The sequence below is a fragment of the Nonomuraea sp. NPDC005692 genome (assembly GCF_040631115.1).
Taxonomy (GTDB): Bacteria; Actinomycetota; Actinomycetes; order Streptosporangiales; family Streptosporangiaceae; genus Nonomuraea.
Map to the genome: position 1 here is coordinate 18,187 of NZ_JBEXYU010000053.1, position 16,472 is coordinate 34,658.

Consider the following 16,472-nt stretch of genomic DNA (forward strand, 5'->3'; position numbering starts at 1 on the left):
GTTCGATGAAGGCGAACCGGGCCCGCCCCGACAAGCCGTTGCGGTCGGCCGGGTCGTGTGCGAACTCCAGCGCCCGCCACTGCGAGGCCGGGCGCGGATCGAAGTCACCACGCGCTCCACGCTGCTGGTGCTCGTGCTCCGCTGCCTGGTCCAAGCTGTAGATCACGGCCAGGGTGCCTTGTTGCCGGTCGTTGAGTTCGGTCCAGGCGGCCAGCGCTTTGGCCGCGGCCGTGGGCCGGGATGAGGGGTTCGTGCCGGTCATCGCGTGCCTCCGATGACGCCTGCCGTGAGGTGGGGAGGTCATGCAGGACGGTGCCGGCGGGGTCGCCGAACAGCGGGCCGGGGGTGGCCAGCATCGCGTCGATGGCGGCGGTGCGGGTCCCGGCGTGGGCCACGGCCCGGCCGTCGGGGGTGAATGCCTGCCAGCGCGTGCCGGCGCGGCCGATGGTGGTCCGGCGGACCCTGCCCAGGACGGCCTGGTCGCCGTAGTCGTCGACCACGACCTGGTAGCCGCCGTCATGACGAGGCGGGTTGAGTGCGGCCGCGGCCGGCTGTGCCTGGGTGAAGGGACAGATCGGCCGCTCATTCTCCGAGCGCGCCTTGGCGCGGCGGACAGCGCGGGCGGCCGCGGGCAGCGCGGGCAGCGGCGCCGGCGCGTACAGCGCCGCGAACAGCGCCATGATGGTCTGCACCTTGCTGGTGCCGGCCGGCCCCTCGATCGGGCCCCGATGGGTGCAGGCGACATAGCGGCCGGCCCGGTTCTTCTGCAGCCAGCCGACGCAGCGGCCCCGCACGATGACGTCCTCCCGACCGAGGACGCGGCCGCGCAGCAGCGACCAGGACGCCAGCGAGGCTGGATTCAGCTCCAGCAGCCGGCCCAGGTGGTCGCGCACGCCCTCGGTGCTCACCGTTGTGCGCAGCCCGTCGGCGAGGGCCTGCGCCAGGTCGCCCTCGACCAGGTGAGTAGCCCCCGCGTCGCCGTGGACGCGCCAGGTCGCGCCGTCGTGGTCGGCCCACCCGGCCCGCTGCCCGTCCACGATGATCAGATGCGTGTCACGGTGCAGCCGCTCCAACGTCACCGCCGCGCCAGGCCGTTCACCTGCCAGCAGGACACGCAACAGCTCGCCAGGCCCGCCCCGACCTGCCGCCTGGCCGGTGCCGGCGGTGGCGGCGGTGGCGGCGGGGGACTGGCCTTCGCGTTCAGGCATGCGGGGGAGACGGTCGGCCAAGCGATCGGCCACAGCTGTGGGGGGTCGGCACCCTGGGGGGTGTATGCCGGTCGTTGGCCAGCGCCTCCAGCACCGGCCAGGCCGCCCGAGACGTGTCGCTCAGGTTCCGTCGCCGCGCTAGTCCGCCAGATCGGCCAGGAGGCCGGACAGCGTCTTCACGCCGCCCTCTTCCTCGTCAGAGGTGAACTTCTCCGGCTCGGCGAGATCGGCGGGGGTAGCCATAACCCGGGCTGCCCCGGCGGCCCCCGGGGCGGCATCTGCGTTCGGTGTCTCGAGTGCGGCAGCCTGCTTGGCTTCGGTCAGGGTCTTGTGGACGACGCCGACGGAGACGTTGACTGCGGCGGCGATGGTGCGGATGGATTCACCGCGTTCGCGGCGGGCCAAGATGGCAGCGCGCTTGTCGGCGTCGACCACGGGCCGGCGGCCACCGACCCGACCGCGGCGGCGCGCCGCCTGCAGGCCGTCCTTGGTGTTGCGGGCATGGTTGCGGCGTCGATCCTGTGCCAGGGCCGGAGCCAGGAGCAGGGAGCGCTCGGTGTGCTCGCCGGCGGCGACGCCCTCCACCACCTTGACGCCGACGCCGCGCTGGAACAACTCGCTGGCCCTGTACGGCCTGGACTGAGCCGCGCGGTGTAGAGGAGTTGCGTGCAATGGAGTCCCTCACCGTCCAAGAGCACGTTCCGCAGCGGGAGGAGCGCTCCGGGCACGCGGGGCTGGACGAGCTCACCGGAGTCAGGGGTTCGGACGGTCTCAGGGGCGCAGGGCGTACACGTTGCCGCCGCCGCCGGTGTAGAGGAGACCGTTGGCGTGGACGAGGGCGTTCCCGACGATGGCGCCCTCATCCGGCGCGTCGCCGGTGTTCATGTGCCATCTGCGCGCGCCGGTGGCACCGTCCAGAGCGTGGACGGTGCCACCGGCCGTTGAGACGTACACGACGCCGTCGTGTACGGCGGGGCCCACGACGATGACGCCGCCCACCGGCGTGTACCACCGTTCCGAGCCGGTGGCGGCGTCAAGGGCGCTGACGATGCCGACGGAGGTGACCACGTAGAGGCGGCCCTGGCCGACCGTCAGGCCGAGATCCGGGTCGGCGTCACCGATCGGGGCGGTCCATCGTTTCCTGCCGGTACGGGCGTCCAGCGCGTGCACTTCGTGGTCGGCGGTACTGACGTAGACGGCGGCGCCGGAAGGCAGCAGGGCGGAGACGAGAGCTCCGCCGAAGCGGGTGCTCCAGCGTTGCGCGCCGGTGGCGGCGTCCAGGGCGCGGATCCGGCCGTCGGCGCCCGCGACGTAGACCACCTTCCCGGCCGAGGCGACCTGGATGTCGGCCCGGTCGTCGGCTCCCGGCCGCACGCTCCACCGCAGGTGTCCGGTGAAGACGTCCAGCGCGTACACGGTGGCCGAGCCGGTCACGTAGACGATGTCGCCGGAGCGTTCGAAACGGGACCGGTCGCAGCCGTCCGCGGTGCGGAACCGCCACAGTCGCCGGCCGGTGGCGGCGTCCAGGGCGACGGTCTCGTCTCCGGCACAGACGATGATGCGCCCCCGCGTCGCCCGGAAGTGATTCCCCAGCTCCTGCGACTGGTACCGCCACCGCGGGCGGCCGGTGCGGGTGTCCAGGGCGTACAGAGCGAATGGGTCCTGGGCGTACACCAGATCTCCGGCGAACCGCAGCGGCCCGGACACGTGGTCGCTGATCGCCCGGCTCCACCGAGGGTGGCCCGAGAAGGCGTCCACGGCGTAGACCCGGCCGCCGCCGGCGGCGTAGACGGTGTCGCCGCGTACCGTCGGCGCGCCCTGCAGACGGCCGTCGGCGGGGAAGCTCCAGCGCAGCTGCGGGAGGGGAGCGGAGACGGGGCGGGCAAGCCGGTAGCGGGCCAGCAATTCGTCCCTGACCAGCGAGGCCAGCAGCCGCAGGGCCGAACGTGAGGTGGAGGTGAGGCGGATGATGACCGGGCCGGCGCTGACGAGCGCCTCGGGCGCGTCGTTGCTCCCGATGGCGGTGGGGTAGAGGTAGTCGAGCAGGTACGGATCATGCGTGGTCACGTCGTAGGCCCAGTGCTCCTTGAGGCCGGCTGTCTCGATCGCGTAGATCCGCCGCGCCTTGGCGCTGGAGGAGGAGACCCACACCACGTCCAAGGAGATGACGGGGGCGTCGTCGGTGGGCGGGATCCAGTCGCACGAGGGGGGATGCGGCAGGCGCGTGCCAAAAAGGCGCGGCTTGGCGGGGCTCGGGGTGTAGCCGTCGGCGATGGGGCGCAGGTCGGCGGCGTTCAGCAGGCCGCACGCGTCCAGCCAGGCCTCCGGCGGGACACCGTCGAAGAGCTCGCGCCCCGTCGGGATTCCCCGGACCAGGGTGTAGGCGGCGACGCGACCCGCGGCCTCTACGAAGGCCGTGCCGGGCGCGGTTCCCACGAGCCGGGCGAAGGGCATGTCGAGTGGCAGTGAGTGCAGGCGTCCCGTGCGCAGGTCGAGGGAGGTGAGGAACACGGGCAGCGGTCGCGTGGACCGCCCGTAGCTGAGCTCGGGGTCCCCGTCGTCGTCCGTCATCGTCCGAGCGTCATCCAGACGTAGCGGCTCGCTCCACCGACCGCTCCCCGCGGAGCCGACGGCACGCGGCGCCTCGCGCGGGGTGGGCAGCCGGCGCCCGTCCGGCGCGTAGAACGTGCCGTCGACCTCGGCGTATCCGTCCCGGCTGACGGTGACGGCGAGGTCTGCGCCGCGCCCCCCTTCAGGAACCGGAAAGTCCCTGATGGGCGACGGCATCGTACGGCTCCACCTGACCCGCAGCGTGGACGGAACCACGGACGACAGCCGCACCCGGTTGCCCCCGCAGTGGTCGAGCAGCAGCAGCGACCGTGCTCCGGCGGCGGCGGTCAGGTCGCAGTTCCGCTGGTGAACCGTCCTGGCCGCGACGGCGCCCGAGCGAGGGTCCAGGGACAGCAGGGTCAGGGGCTCGGAACGTCGTTCGGCGATCACGACGCCGCCGTCCGTCACCATGATCCGCGGCCCGAAGTAGTGTCGGGGACTGTCGTCGGACTCCTGGTCGAAGGCAAGGTCACGCCGCCACAAGGTCGCGCCTGTGGCCGCGTCGAAGGCCTGCAGTCCCTTCTCGCCGTCGAACAACTCACCGGTGAGCACGACGACGGTGCCGGAAGTCACCCACACCCCGGCGATCTCGGCGCCGGACAGACGCTGGGTGCGCACGAGCCTGCCGGTGCGGGCGTCGTGGACGCGTACCGCGTTCTCGCCGTCCACGATGGCCAGCACGTCCGTGGAGGCGCCGCTGACCGGAACGTCGAAGTCCCAGTACGGGTCCGCGGGTTGATCGGTGGGGGCGGGCACCGACCACGCCATCCGCCACTGGACGGGGACCGGCCTGCCGCCTGCGGCGTCCGCGGCCACGCCGAGCAGGAGCGCCGTCATTGTCAGGAGGGCGGCGGCGGCCCGCGCGATCAACACTTTCCCGGTGCCGTACAGGCCGGCCCGGAGGGCTCCGGCACCCAGAAGTCGCCTCCCGACTGCTGATAGACGGTGCGGTAGGTGTCGGCACGGCCCGTCAGCCGGAACGGCGTACCGCCCGGCCCGTTGATCACGATTTCTTCGGAGCGGTCACCGGCCAGCACCGTGGCCACCAGGTCGAACTCGTAGTACGCCTTCACGCCGGCGATCGACAGGACGAGCGTGACCATCTCATCGCGCTTCAGGTCGATCTGCTTCTTCGAGAAATACGCCGTGCCCGGGTCCTTCTTCAGAGCGAAACGCACTGGCCGCCGGTCGAGGTCGGCGACGAGTTCCACCGTGCCGGGCTGCCCGGCGGTGCCCGGCACCAGGAGGGCGCCGTCGGAGGGGGCAGCGCGGGTGAGCACCCGCGGTTTGACGTCGATGATGCGCAGGCTGCTGCGGTTGGCCTTCAGCACCACGGTGGCCGTCATGTCCTCGATCGTGGCGACGTGATGGCGGGCCAGCATGGCGGCCCTTTCGCTGCTGTTCGTCGCCTTGCCCAGCAGGATCGCCCGGTCGCGGGGCTCGGTCACCGGCTCCCTGAGCGCGAGCGCGCGCTCGTCGAACTGGACCTCCACGTGCCCGACCGACAACGGGGGCTTGCCGCCGATCTCCTGGACGGCGTCGGACCCGCTCGCGGTGTACCAGGCGGTGAACACCACGCCGATCGCTGCGATGAGCACGGCGCTGGTGACTCCGGCCACCCATGTGCGCGCGGCCTTCCATCCCCCGGGCCCGGGTTCCGGCCCTGATTCCGGCTCCGGCTCCGGCTCCGGCGGTGGGATGCCCCTGTCCCGGCTCCTGACCTTCCTGCCCCTACGCGCTCTGGCCATGACCATCTTCCGATGACTGTCAAGCGGGTGGACTTGACCGTGCATCTACGAGTATGCCGCCCGTGTCCACCGCTCACCGGCAAAGGCGACAATTCTGAGTCAGGCGCCGGCTGACCGTGGTGACCGTACGGGGGAGAGCAGTGCCGGTACGGCCTCAAGCTGTTCGCCCTTCTTGACCCGGATCTGCGGGCCGGGGGCGCTGCCGTTGAAGGTCAGCACGTCGATGCGGCCGGAGGTCAGCTTCACCTTGCCGTGCACGACGGTCAGCGTGACCGCCCATCGGGGGTCCCGTCCTTGGGACCGTCGCCCACAGGCCACGGCGTCGGCCCAGCGCGTACGTCAGCGATCGCCCAGTATTTCCGTGTGGAGAGCCTGCGCCGCCTCGGCGTGCTCCTTCCCCGCCACCGGGTCGGCGTCGCCGAGGAGCTCACCGAGGACGACATGAGCGTGCGCGGCACCGAGGCGATGGCCGGTCATCAGATGATCGTCCAGGGCGCGGAGCGCGTAGTCGCGGGCCTGCTTCCCGAGTTCCTGCGAGGCCATGCAGCGGGCCAGCAGGAGGTTCGCCTGCCCCTGGAGCACACGGAACCGGTTGTGCCGGGCCAGCGTCAGCGCCTCCTGGGCGAGCGCCGTCGCCTCGGTGAGGCGATCGCCGGCGTGATGCGCGGCAGCCAGCCCCATGGAGCTCTCGCAGGTCAGGTAGGGAGCTCCGATGCCATCGGCGATGTTCAGCGCCTCCTGGTGGAGGGCGACGGCCAGCATGGGATCGCCGTCGTGCGTGGCCAGCGTTGCCAGGCCGTTCAGGGCAGCTCGGCGAACCGGTGGGCGTCGATGTCCGACGGTTCGACGGCCAAGGCGTATCCCTGCTGCGCCCGCCCGGTGATCGTTTCCGGCCCCAAGGCCCGGCGCAGTTGCGAGACGTACTGATAGACGTTGTGGAGGGCCGAAGACGGGGCCGCCTCGCCCCACAGCGCCTCCACCAGGGTGCCCGCCTGGACCGCTCGCCCCGGACTGCACAACAGCACCGCCAGCAGAAGCCGCTGCTTGGGCGGACCCAGCCGAACGGCCTCGTCGTCGGCGTGCGCCGAGACAGGTCCCAGCACCCCGAACCTCATCGCGACCCCCGGGTACGGACTCGGCAGCCATGATGCCAGCACCGCCATACGCCATCAAGAGAATCTATACGCCCGTCTGTAGGGCGAATATGGGTTTCCTCTACAGGCCCCCGCGAACCTGGAACAGAACCGCCGGCCCGGCGACAGACAACCCCCAAAAAAGGGAACGCAGCCAGCGCGTCCAGAGGAAACAGCTGATGAGCGGAAATGCTGCCGGAACGTCATGTCGAGAAGAATTCTCACGATTCCCGGCAACGCATTTCCGGTCGAAGTCGCAGCGCTTCCCGGGCGCCTCCGGCATCGCCGTCCGGCGATATCCGCCGCAACAACCTCCCACCGGAAGGACATGCCTCGATGAACGTTTCAGGGACCGCTCTCAGGACGGCCGTGCTGTCAGCGGCCATGGTCGTGCTCACCTCCGCCGCCGGCCTCGGCGCCGCCCAGGCCGCGACCGCCGCGCCGCCCTCCGCGTGCCCGGCCGTGACCAACCCGAAGGATGCCACCAACACCGTGACCAGGAAGCAGCGCACCATGCCGAACGGCCAGACCCTGGAGCTGCGCTCCGGCAACGTCAACGGCAAGCAGTACGCATGGGCGCGCATCCTGAACTCCAACGACGGCGACGGCCTGCTGACCAGCTCCAGCTTCACGGTCTGCATGCGCGCCGGCGGCCAGCCGAAGGGGGCCACCAGCTCCTACCTGACCGACTGGTGGTGCTAGCTGGATACCCGTCAGTAAGCGAGCTCTTCGCGCAAGAACGTCAGAGCTTGTTCGCAATGTGCGACGACGGTGCCGCGCTGGCCGGACTGAATCCAGGCGACAACCGCCACGCGGATCGTCCCGGTGACGGCGTGGGTGATGACACGCGCGCGGAGCTCGGCCTCGGGGGTCCGAGGCGCTCCGGCCAGCAGGGCTTCGACAACCTGCTCCTGGTCGCGCCACACCAACTGGTGGATGCGAGCTTGAAGTGCCGGTGTGGCGTCGAGCAGGTGATATGCGCCGCGCGCGCGTTCTGGGCGGCGGGCGGCCAGTGCAGTGATTATCGACCGCGCCACGAGGTCCACGTCTGTTTCGTGAGGGCGGCGCTCGGCGAGCGCCGCCCTCATCGCGGTCTCCACCTCAGGGTCGACCACGAGAACGTCTTCTTTGGCGGGAAAGTAGCGGTAGAAGGTCCGCGGCGACACGTCGGCCGCCGCCGCGATCTCCTCCACCGGTACGGCGTCGTACCCCTTCTCCTCGAACAGCTGCAGGGCCGCGTCGATGATCGCGTTCTGAGTACGCCTCTTTCGGCGCTCTCGCAGGTTGGACTCGGCATCACGGGCTGTCACGGTCGAGACCGTAGCACGGCCTGGCAGATCTGCCAAATGACAGGGTTGCCATAGTGCCATATCTGCCATTAGTGTCCGCATGCGGCGATCGCCGGCACACGACCAAGCGGAAGGAAGACGGCCATGAGCCTCGAAGACGTCATCAATCACTACTGGGAGGCGTACAACGGCCACGATGTGGATGCTCACCGTCCCGCCGGCGTTGGCCGACGGGCCTGAGCCGGCCCAACGCGTGGCCGACCGTACAGGTTGGACATGGCCGCGTTCTTCTCCTTCAACCGTGAAGGGCTGATCACGCGGGTGCGCTCATATTGGGACACCGGGGCGTTCGCCGAGCAGATCGGCATCGACGTCGCCGTCATTCGCTCCATGCAGTCTCGGGCTCGAACGCTTGCGTGAGGAGGCGAAGGCCAAGTCGCCGGAGCGAACCTAGACGCCGCTCTGGCGTGAGCGGTCGGCGCCGTCGTCGCCGGCCTGTCCGGTTGTTGCGTCGGCTTGGTCGTGGGCCTCTTGGTCTATGTGCTGCAGCGGGTATCGGCTAGAGGCGTGTCGCGGTGCGGACGAGGTCGGCGACGGCTTTGGATCTGCTGTGCGGTGGCCAGGCGATGACGGTCGTGACGGCCGGCGCGTCCGGCACGGGCACGATGGCGTGGTCGTCGCGTAGCTGGTCCCGGAGCGACTCGGGTACGACGGCGCAGGCCAGTCCGAGCGCGATCAGTTGGAACAGTTGGGTATGGTCGCGCACCTGCGGGCCGGGGCCGTCCGGATAGCTGCCATCCCGTCCAGGCCAGCGCGGCAGGGGCAGGTTCGTCTGGGCGTTGACCTCGGCCAACGTCACATGCGCCCGGTTGGCGAGGGGATGCCCCTTGGGCAGGACCACGACCTGCTGTTCGGTGTGCAGATCCTCGGTGTCGAGCCCGGCTGTCGTGTCGTAAGGCCGGTGGAGCAGAGCAACGTCGGCACGTCCGGTGCGCAGCAGACTTTCCGGCTCGCCCGGCCCGCACAGCATCACCTCGACGGCCACGGCGCCCGGTTCGGCGGCGTAGGCGTGCAGAAGCTTCGACAACAGTTCCCTGGACGCTCCGGCCTTGGTGGCCAGCACCACACCGGGCTGGTCAGCCGCGGCGCGGCGGGTGCGGCGCTCGGCGGCTTCGACCGCGTCGAGCGCGAGCCGGGCCTCCCGCAGCAGCACCGATCCGGCCTCGGTCAAGGCGACGGAGCGGGCGGTGCGGTGCAGCAGAACGACTCCGAGCCGGCGTTCCAGCTGCTGGATCGTCCGCGACAGTGGTGGTTGCGCCATCGCGAGCCGTTGTGCCGCCCGCCCGAAGTGCAACTCCTCGGCTACGGCGACGAAGTATCGCAACTCCCGCGTCTCCACCGGCTCATCGTATCCAGCGCTGACCACGACCAATACCCGTGCGGTATCGCCGCTCACCTGACCGGTCTTGGACGCCCGACCCGAGTCGGCAACATGATCGACGGCATGAGTGAACGGACGATCGCGCTGGTGACCGGCGCGAACAAGGGAATCGGATACGAGATCGCCGCCGGTCTGGGCGCCCTTGGCTGGCGAATCGGTGTGGGCGCGAGGGATCAACAACGCCGTGACACCGCGGTCGAGAAGCTGCGCTCGGCCGGGACCGATGCGTTCGGCGTGCCGCTCGACGTCACCGACGACGACAGTGTCGCCGCCGCGGCCGAGCTGATCGCCGGCCATGCCGGGGGGCTCGACGTCCTGGTCAACAATGCCGCGATCACCGGCGGTATGCCACAGACACCGACCACGGTCGAGCCCGCGACCGTACGAGCTGTCGTGGAGACCAACGTGATCGGCGTCATCCGGGTCACCAACGCGATGCTGCCGATGCTGCGCGACTCGGCATCACCGCGGATCGTCAACATGTCCAGCAGCGTCGGCTCGTTCGCCCTGCAAACCACGCCGGGCATCGACATGGGCCCGGTTCCCGTCGCCTACTTGGCCTCGAAGACCTTCCTCAACGCCCTCACCATCCAATACGTCAAGGAACTGCGCGACACCAACATCCTGATCAACTCCGGCTGCCCCGGCTTCACCGCCACCGACCTCAACGGCTTCCAAGGCGTCCGCACACCACAACAGGGCGCGGCCATCGCGATCCACCTCGCAACCCTGCCCGACGACGGGCCGACCGGCGAATTCTTCGACGACGCCGGAACGGTGCCGTGGTGACGGCCACGCCGGCACGAATCGTTCCCGTTCTCGACGTCAGCAGCGCATCGCGGGCCACAGGAGAAGCAAGGCAATGACAAAGGCAGTCAGATACGACGAGTTCGGGGGAATCGAGGTGTTGCGGGTCGACGAGGTCGCCCGGCCGGTGCCCGAGAGCGGGCAGGTCCTCGTGCGGGTCAAGGCCGCGGGCGTCAACCCCGGTGAGGCGGCCATACGCACCGGGGCGATGGCCGACATCTTTCCCTCGACCTTTCCGTCCGGGCAGGGCAGCGACCTCGCCGGAGTCATCGCCGAGGTGGGCGCCGGAGTCGACCGACTCGTGGTCGGTGACGAGGTGATCGGGTTCTCCGAGCGGCGGGCAGCACAGGCCGAGCTGGTCCTGGTCGACGCCGACAACCTCACACCCAAGCCGGACGGCGTCCCATGGGAGGTGGCGGGCGGCCTGTACGTCGCCGGAGTGACTGCTTGGAGGGCAGTGCATTCCGTACAACTCGACATCGGGGAGACCGTCGTCATCTCCGCGGCAGCCGGAGGAGTCGGCTCGTTCGCCGTTCAGCTCGCGCGCCGTGCCGGAGCCACGGTCATCGGCCTGGCGAGCGAGCACAACCATGAGTGGCTGCAGAGCCACGGCGTGATCCCGGTCCAATACGGTGACGGCGTCATCGACCGGATCAAGGCCGCCGCGCCGGGCGGCATCGATGCCTTCATCGACACCTACGGCGGCGGGTACGTCGAAATGGCCCTGTCCCTCGGCGTCGCGGTCGAGCGGATCGACACCATCGCCGATTTCGCGGCAGCCGCGAGGTACGGAGTCAGGACCGAACCCGGAACCAACGCCAGGCCGGGCGCCGAGGTACTTGCCGAACTGGCCGCCCTGATCGCCGACGGACACCTCGAAGTCCCGATCGCCAACGTCTACCCGCTGACGCAGGTCCGCCAGGCCTACACCGAACTCGAACGGCGACACACTCACGGCAAGATCGTGCTCAGACCCTGACCGGCACTCAGGGAGCGCAGACCAGCTCGGCGCCTACACCTTCGTCAGGCCCGACGTCGCGCCGGATCCGCGACCTGCTCAACCTGAATGCCGCCGAGGACGACGACGAGATCTGACCAGCTTGGCGGAACAGAGGGTCGCAACGTGGGAGCCATGAAGGAGACACCGGACTCGGCCGCAGCGACCTACGAGGACCTGCTGCGCCGGATCCACCAAGAGCTGGTGCGGTACCACGGGATATCCCGGCGGCAACTCCAGGAGGAGCGGAAGACCGTCGAAGCCGCGACCTAGGTCGCGCTGAGGACCCGCCCGACTGCTCGCCGGGCTGTCCTGCATCCGCGAGGGCTGCTCACCGTCCGGGAAGTCGACCGGCTCGGCCGCAACCTCCTGGCAGGGCTGAACGTCCTCAACGACCTGTTCCAGCAAGGCGTCGGCGTCAAGGTCCTCGCAGCCGCCCCCGACTTCCTAGAGGTGAGCTGGATCAAGACCGGGCCTTGGGGCGCGTTGCGTCAGTGCCCGTACTGCTTGGGGTCCGGGTGTTCGATGAGCAGGGGCGGCTCGTCGGTGGGCGTGTTGACGGCCTTCATCATCGGCTCCCTCCGGCCGCCGGTGGAATGTTGTGGTTGAAGCGGAACATGTTGCCGGGGTCGTGGGCCGTCTTGACGGCGACCAGTCGCTCGTACGCCTCCGGTGTGAACGCCTGGCGCACGTCCTCCGGGTGGGTGTGGGCGACGCCCGCCATGAAGTTGAGCGTGCGCATCCCGCTGTTCCATGGGGCCAGGGTCTGGATGACCCGGTCGTGCCCGGCGTAGACGGCCTCGTCCTCGCCGATGCCGAGGACGCCCGCGGAGTACAGCTGGAACTGGGCGGTGGTGTGCGCGACCGCGTTCGGCAGGCGCGGCGGCCGGGCGAGGGCGCCGCCGAGATGGCGGATCTCGATGCCGACCGCGCTGTCCGATCCGGGGCCCACCAGCGCCAGGATCGCCTCGACGGCGTCATGGTCGAGGTGGGTGAGCTGGAAGTTGTTGATGTGGTACGAACCGGGCGTCGGCGGATCGTTGTGGATGGTGCCGACCTCGGCGTACGGGATGTCGGTGACCGTGTCGAGCAGCGGCGTGGCGATCGCGCGCAGCGGCTCGACGAGCCGGGCACCGTCCTGCGGCGAGCCGAGGTAGCTCAGGCGCAGGTGCATGGCGAACCGCCCGCGCAACTCCTCGGGGACTTCCGGCACATCGGGCCAGGGCATCATGAAGAAGGAGGAGCTGAGCTCGTCGGGCACCTCGGTGACCCATGTGCGGTAGAAGTGCAGCACGTCACGGATCGACTCGGCCGGGAAGAACAGGCCGCCGCCGTAGATCCGCGACACCTCCACCAGTTCCACCTCGAGTGAGGTGACCACGCCGAAGTTGCCCTTGCCGCCGCGCAGCGCCCAGAACAGGTCGGTGTTCTCCTCCGCCGAGACGGTGCGCAGCTCGCCGTCGGCGGTGACGACCTCGATGGAGCGGACGTGGTCGGCGGCGAAACCGTAGCGGCGGGACAGGACGCCGATGCCGCCGCCCAACGTGTAGGAGACGGCGCCGACGAACGGCGCCGAGCCGTTCAGCGGGGCCAGGCCGTGTCGGGCGGCGGACCGGATGACCTCCCGCCACAGCACGCCCGCCTCCAGCCGTACGGTGCGGCGCTCGGGGTCGACCCGGTGGCCGCCCATGCGCCGCGTGGAGATGAGCAGGGCCCCGTCGGCGGGTAGCCCCACACCGTGGCCGGTGGCCTGTACGGCGACGCCCAGGCCGTGGTCGTGGGCGAAGCGCACCGCGGCCACCACGTCGTCGGCGCCCGCCGCGCCGACGATGACGGCCGGGTGGTGTACGACGGAACGGTCGAAGCCCTCCGCCTCCTCGGCGTACCCCGGGTCGCCGGGGAGGAAGACCGGGCCCTTGAGGCTGTCGGCGAGTCCGGTCACCGCCCCGGCGGTCAGGGTGGGGCCACCCGTCGGCTGGATCTGCTCGATCACTGGCATGTCCTCACGTGTCGTCGTTCAGGTTGTGCGTCGGCCGGTCCAGGTCAGCCCGTGGTGAACTCGAAGGTCGGGTTCCGCCGGGCCCCCACCCGCTCCAGCGCCTCGGCCAGCAGGTTGACCTGGTCCAGGGAACTGCTGACCGGGTAGAGCACCAGGTCGTCGACGCCCGCGTCCGACAAAGCGATCAGCTCCTTGAGCAGGCGCTCGTCGGAGTCGAGCGAGTCGGCGCGGACCGGCTCGTAGTACGGCGACTCCTTGGAGCCGTAGTAGTGAGCCACGTACTCGTCGGTGAGCTGGACGGCCTCGGAACCGCAGCAGAAGTAGCGGCCGGTGAGGATGTGCGGCTTGCCGGGCCGCCCAGCCGTGGCCCATGCCTCGGTCGCGCCCTGCACGCCGTTCACCAGCAGGTCCAGACTCAGCGTCGGCGCCACCCAGCCGTCGCCGAAGCGGGCGGCGCGGGCATAGCCCGCGGGGATCAGGCCACCGATGAGCAGCTTGGGACGGCCCTTGCCGGGCAGGGGGGTGGGGCCGGAGACGCTGGTGACCTCCCCGTTCCAGACACGGCGCATTTCGGTCAGGGTGTCGTCGAAGATCTTGCCGTGGCCCTTTTCGGGGGCACCGCTGAGGGCGAAGTCGTCCGGCCAGCCCCCGATGCCCAGGCCCGCCGTGAGCCGGCCCTCCGAGATCAGGTCGATGGTGGCGAGCTGCTTGGCGAACAGGATCGGGTTGCCGCGCCATCCGACGTTCAGCACGCTGGTGAACAGCTGGACGCGCTCGGTCACCGCCGCGGCGACGCCGAGGGAGACCAGCGGGTCCAGGATGTCGTAGACCAGGCGGTCGATGGATCCCAGGGAGTGGAAGCCGAGGCGCTCGCTGTCCTCCGCCCACTGCTTGACCTCCCGCGCAGGACGTCCGGGAACGGCGATCGGCAGACCAATTCCAATATTCACAAGCACTCCGTCTCAACCAAGATCTCACTACGGGCACAACGTCCTCATGCGCCCACCGAGGCGCACAGCCGTGACGATATTCAGCGAGCTCAGCGTCGGTCTTGTACGGATCGGACACGCTTCGGGGATCTCTCACCTGACCGCCGGGGCCGCTCCGAGCGGTTCGCCAAGCAGCTCGCCGGGGCCGCCGAACTGGGGGTGATGGACACGGATCGCGGCCATGAGTCAGGTGTCGTCGGGTTGTCCTGTGGCGCGGACGCGGTAGGCGCTCCTCGACAGTGGCGCCGCTGTGCAGGCCCCGGCTGACGATCCGTGCCCTGTACGAGATGAAGGGCGAGGACGGGAAGCGCCGCTGTACCGAGATCACGCGGTCGGCCGGACGGGTCGGCGACCTCGGCGGGGTGGTAGTGGATGCGGTGCCCGCAGGGTTCGGTTGGTCGCCGCCTCAGGAGTCGAGCACAGCGGCGATGGCTTCGATCTCCACGAGTTGATCTTCATGGCCCAGCACTGTGACGCCCATCAACGTGCTGGGAGCGTCGTGATCTCCGAAGAAGGCCCGGACCACCCCCCCAGGCGGCCCCCAGGTCCTGCTGCCTGCTGGACGCCACGAGAACCCTGGTGCTGATGATGTCATGCAGGGATGCACCGGAGTCCGTCAGGGCGGTCTGCATGTATTCGAGCGCCTTCGCTGCCTGACCTGCGTAGTCTCCGACCGCCGCCGTGGATCCATCCTTGTTCGGCGGGCAGGCCCCGGCAAGGAAGATCAGGCGAGATCCGGCGGGTGCAGTGTCCACCATGTCAAAGGATCTTTCGTCACGCCACAGGTTTCCGGCCCGGCCTGGTCGGGGCGAAGGTGCTGTGGTCCGACCGCCCTCTGAACGTACATGAGGCCCCCTGTTCGACCGGAGTGACGCGGTGCGGGTTACGGACAGTTCCGGATCATGCACCTAACGCATGTCAAGGTGCTGAGGGTATTGCCGAAGCGTCCCGTTATAGCCACCTTGAGCACTCTTGTCGCGCCCTTCACCTTGACGTTTGGATCACCTAGGAGACAAGAGAAGGAGTCGCGACCTTGACCATGCTGACCTACACCCTCATCACGGACCCGGCACCCTTGGCTGCGTCAGAGGCCGGGCGGCAGTCCAAGTCCACCGGGACGGTGTACCTGCTCGTCACGAACACCGGGCAGACGGCGTACTCCACGATCAAGGTGACGGTTCCCGTCGGCACCGGCGCCGGCCACCTCACCGACGACTTCACCACGATCACCGCCAAGGGCGAGCACACCGACATCAAGAGCGGCCGCACCCGTTCGGTGACCGTCCAGGCGCAGAGCTTCGCATTCCAGGTCAGCGATCAGGGCAGCGCCATCAGTTTCGGTCCCGGTGACCACATGGTGGTGACGCTGGAGAACGTCACTGTCGCCCCCGAACCCGGGCTGGCCGTGCTGCGGGTGACCGAGGCCGCCGGCAGAAGCAAGAGTGGGGGACGGCGCAACAGTGACACGGCGGTGGCGGTGGTGAAGACCGCGCCGAAGGAGATACCGGCGCCGTACGGCTTCCTCGCGGACAACGTCGTGGTGGACGCCGGAACGAAGGTCACCCTGAACTGGGAGGGATCCGACGACTTCACATACGAGATCCTTCACCCGGGTGGCCGGAAGCCTGTTCCCAAGGTCAAGCATGCCGGGTCGCATGGCCCGTACTCCTTGGTGCTGGACGACGCCCCGGAGCGCGACACCACCTACACCCTCATCGCCAGCTTCGGCACCCAGCGGCACACGTTCACCACCACCGTTCAGGTCCGCAATCCCATCCTGCGAACCCTCACCGCCCTCGATGGCGTCAGCACCCCGCGGTTGGAGGGATCGTCCAAGGGCGAGGGAAGCATCACCTTCCTCCCAGGCGGGGTGAAAGTCTGGAGCACAGGCAGTTCCAACGACCCGGGCACCGTGTTCGCCGACAAGGCCGACGTCAACGGCGTCCACACCGCATGGGTGCAGGGCAGAAGCGCCGACGACGGACGGATCGCCTTCCCCAGGTTCGGGCTGCAGGTGTACCAGGGCGGGACGGCCACCACCAGCGGTGTCGTGTACGCCGACTCCGTACGCGCGAAGGACGCCCCCTACGGTCAGGGTGGCGGCTGGATCAACCTCCACGAGGAAGGGATGACCGTCTACCTGTCAAAGAACGGGAGTAACGGACTTGGGAGCGTGACGGCCCGCGACTTCAACCGCTGACCTCACCACTGGGCGTTCGCCCCGAATTTCTCCCCAGGCCGCGGGTGGCGC

Annotated in this window: 17 protein-coding genes and 1 pseudogene; 6 read left to right on the plus strand and 12 right to left on the minus strand. The window is 69.6% G+C overall.

Going from position 1 to position 16,472, the window contains the following annotated elements; genetic code table 11:
- Positions 1–104: 104 nt before the first annotated feature.
- From ABZ459_RS50055 to ABZ459_RS50085, 7 genes are all read right to left on the minus strand, one after another.
- Positions 105–1,208, minus strand: a complete 1,104-nt coding sequence (locus ABZ459_RS50055; RefSeq protein WP_357987724.1) for a hypothetical protein — start codon at positions 1,206–1,208, stop codon at positions 105–107.
- A 138-nt stretch (positions 1,209–1,346) separates the two neighbouring features.
- Positions 1,347–1,823 carry a hypothetical protein gene (locus tag ABZ459_RS50060; protein WP_357987727.1) on the minus strand — a complete coding sequence of 159 codons (477 nt, stop codon included), beginning with the start codon at positions 1,821–1,823 and terminating at the stop codon, positions 1,347–1,349.
- A gap of 156 nt (positions 1,824–1,979) precedes the next feature.
- Positions 1,980–4,655, minus strand: coding sequence for a PQQ-binding-like beta-propeller repeat protein (locus ABZ459_RS50065; RefSeq protein WP_357987730.1), 2,676 nt, complete (start codon positions 4,653–4,655; stop codon positions 1,980–1,982).
- A gap of 29 nt (positions 4,656–4,684) precedes the next feature.
- Positions 4,685–5,416, minus strand: a complete 732-nt coding sequence (locus ABZ459_RS50070) for a hypothetical protein (protein WP_357987733.1) — start codon at positions 5,414–5,416, stop codon at positions 4,685–4,687.
- A gap of 249 nt (positions 5,417–5,665) precedes the next feature.
- Positions 5,666–5,824 (minus strand): hypothetical protein, encoded by a 159-nt coding sequence (locus ABZ459_RS50075; RefSeq protein ID WP_357987736.1) that lies wholly within the window; start codon positions 5,822–5,824, stop codon positions 5,666–5,668.
- An 81-nt stretch (positions 5,825–5,905) separates the two neighbouring features.
- Positions 5,906–6,328, minus strand: a complete 423-nt coding sequence (locus ABZ459_RS50080) for a hypothetical protein (protein ID WP_357987739.1) — start codon at positions 6,326–6,328, stop codon at positions 5,906–5,908.
- A gap of 38 nt (positions 6,329–6,366) precedes the next feature.
- Positions 6,367–6,669 (minus strand): winged helix-turn-helix domain-containing protein, encoded by a 303-nt coding sequence (locus ABZ459_RS50085; RefSeq protein WP_357987742.1) that lies wholly within the window; start codon positions 6,667–6,669, stop codon positions 6,367–6,369.
- Between the two features lie 366 nt (positions 6,670–7,035).
- Here ABZ459_RS50085 and ABZ459_RS50090 point away from each other — a divergent pair, with 366 nt between their 5' ends.
- Positions 7,036–7,401 carry a hypothetical protein gene (locus ABZ459_RS50090; protein WP_357987745.1) on the plus strand — a complete coding sequence of 122 codons (366 nt, stop codon included), beginning with the start codon at positions 7,036–7,038 and terminating at the stop codon, positions 7,399–7,401.
- 11 nt (positions 7,402–7,412) lie between these two features.
- Here ABZ459_RS50090 and ABZ459_RS50095 read toward each other — a convergent pair whose 3' ends face one another.
- Positions 7,413–8,009, minus strand: coding sequence for a TetR family transcriptional regulator (locus ABZ459_RS50095; RefSeq protein WP_357987748.1), 597 nt, complete (start codon positions 8,007–8,009; stop codon positions 7,413–7,415).
- A gap of 255 nt (positions 8,010–8,264) precedes the next feature.
- On the opposite strand from ABZ459_RS50095, the gene ABZ459_RS50100 reads away from it, so the two are divergent.
- The gene (locus ABZ459_RS50100) at positions 8,265–8,408 is read left to right on the plus strand and encodes a hypothetical protein (protein WP_357987751.1); all 144 of its coding nucleotides are present in this window, start codon (positions 8,265–8,267) and stop codon (positions 8,406–8,408) included.
- 139 nt (positions 8,409–8,547) lie between these two features.
- On the opposite strand, the gene ABZ459_RS50105 is transcribed toward ABZ459_RS50100, so the two are convergent.
- Positions 8,548–9,387 (minus strand): LysR family transcriptional regulator, encoded by an 840-nt coding sequence (locus ABZ459_RS50105; RefSeq protein WP_357987754.1) that lies wholly within the window; start codon positions 9,385–9,387, stop codon positions 8,548–8,550.
- 93 nt (positions 9,388–9,480) lie between these two features.
- On the opposite strand from ABZ459_RS50105, the gene ABZ459_RS50110 reads away from it, so the two are divergent.
- From ABZ459_RS50110 to ABZ459_RS50120, 3 genes are all read left to right on the plus strand, one after another.
- Positions 9,481–10,218, plus strand: a complete 738-nt coding sequence (locus ABZ459_RS50110; RefSeq protein WP_357987757.1) for an SDR family NAD(P)-dependent oxidoreductase — start codon at positions 9,481–9,483, stop codon at positions 10,216–10,218.
- Between the two features lie 115 nt (positions 10,219–10,333).
- Positions 10,334–11,215, plus strand: coding sequence for an NADP-dependent oxidoreductase (locus ABZ459_RS50115; RefSeq protein ID WP_357987760.1), 882 nt, complete (start codon positions 10,334–10,336; stop codon positions 11,213–11,215).
- Positions 11,216–11,368: 153 nt separating this feature from the next.
- A complete protein-coding gene (locus ABZ459_RS50120; RefSeq protein WP_357987763.1) occupies positions 11,369–11,506 on the plus strand; it encodes a hypothetical protein in 138 nt (45 codons plus the stop codon).
- Between the two features lie 295 nt (positions 11,507–11,801).
- Here ABZ459_RS50120 and ABZ459_RS50125 read toward each other — a convergent pair whose 3' ends face one another.
- The 3 genes and pseudogenes from ABZ459_RS50125 to ABZ459_RS50135 form a co-directional block, all read right to left on the minus strand.
- Positions 11,802–13,226: an FAD-binding oxidoreductase gene (locus tag ABZ459_RS50125; protein WP_357987766.1), complete on the minus strand. Its 1,425-nt coding sequence runs from the start codon at positions 13,224–13,226 to the stop codon at positions 11,802–11,804.
- A gap of 50 nt (positions 13,227–13,276) precedes the next feature.
- Positions 13,277–14,182 carry an LLM class flavin-dependent oxidoreductase gene (locus tag ABZ459_RS50130; protein ID WP_357987769.1) on the minus strand — a complete coding sequence of 302 codons (906 nt, stop codon included), beginning with the start codon at positions 14,180–14,182 and terminating at the stop codon, positions 13,277–13,279.
- Positions 14,183–14,627: 445 nt separating this feature from the next.
- A pseudogene (locus tag ABZ459_RS50135) lies at positions 14,628–14,979 on the minus strand (Rid family hydrolase).
- Between the two features lie 275 nt (positions 14,980–15,254).
- On the opposite strand from ABZ459_RS50135, the gene ABZ459_RS50140 reads away from it, so the two are divergent.
- Positions 15,255–16,421, plus strand: coding sequence for a hypothetical protein (locus ABZ459_RS50140; protein WP_357987772.1), 1,167 nt, complete (start codon positions 15,255–15,257; stop codon positions 16,419–16,421).
- Positions 16,422–16,472: the final 51 nt, after the last annotated feature.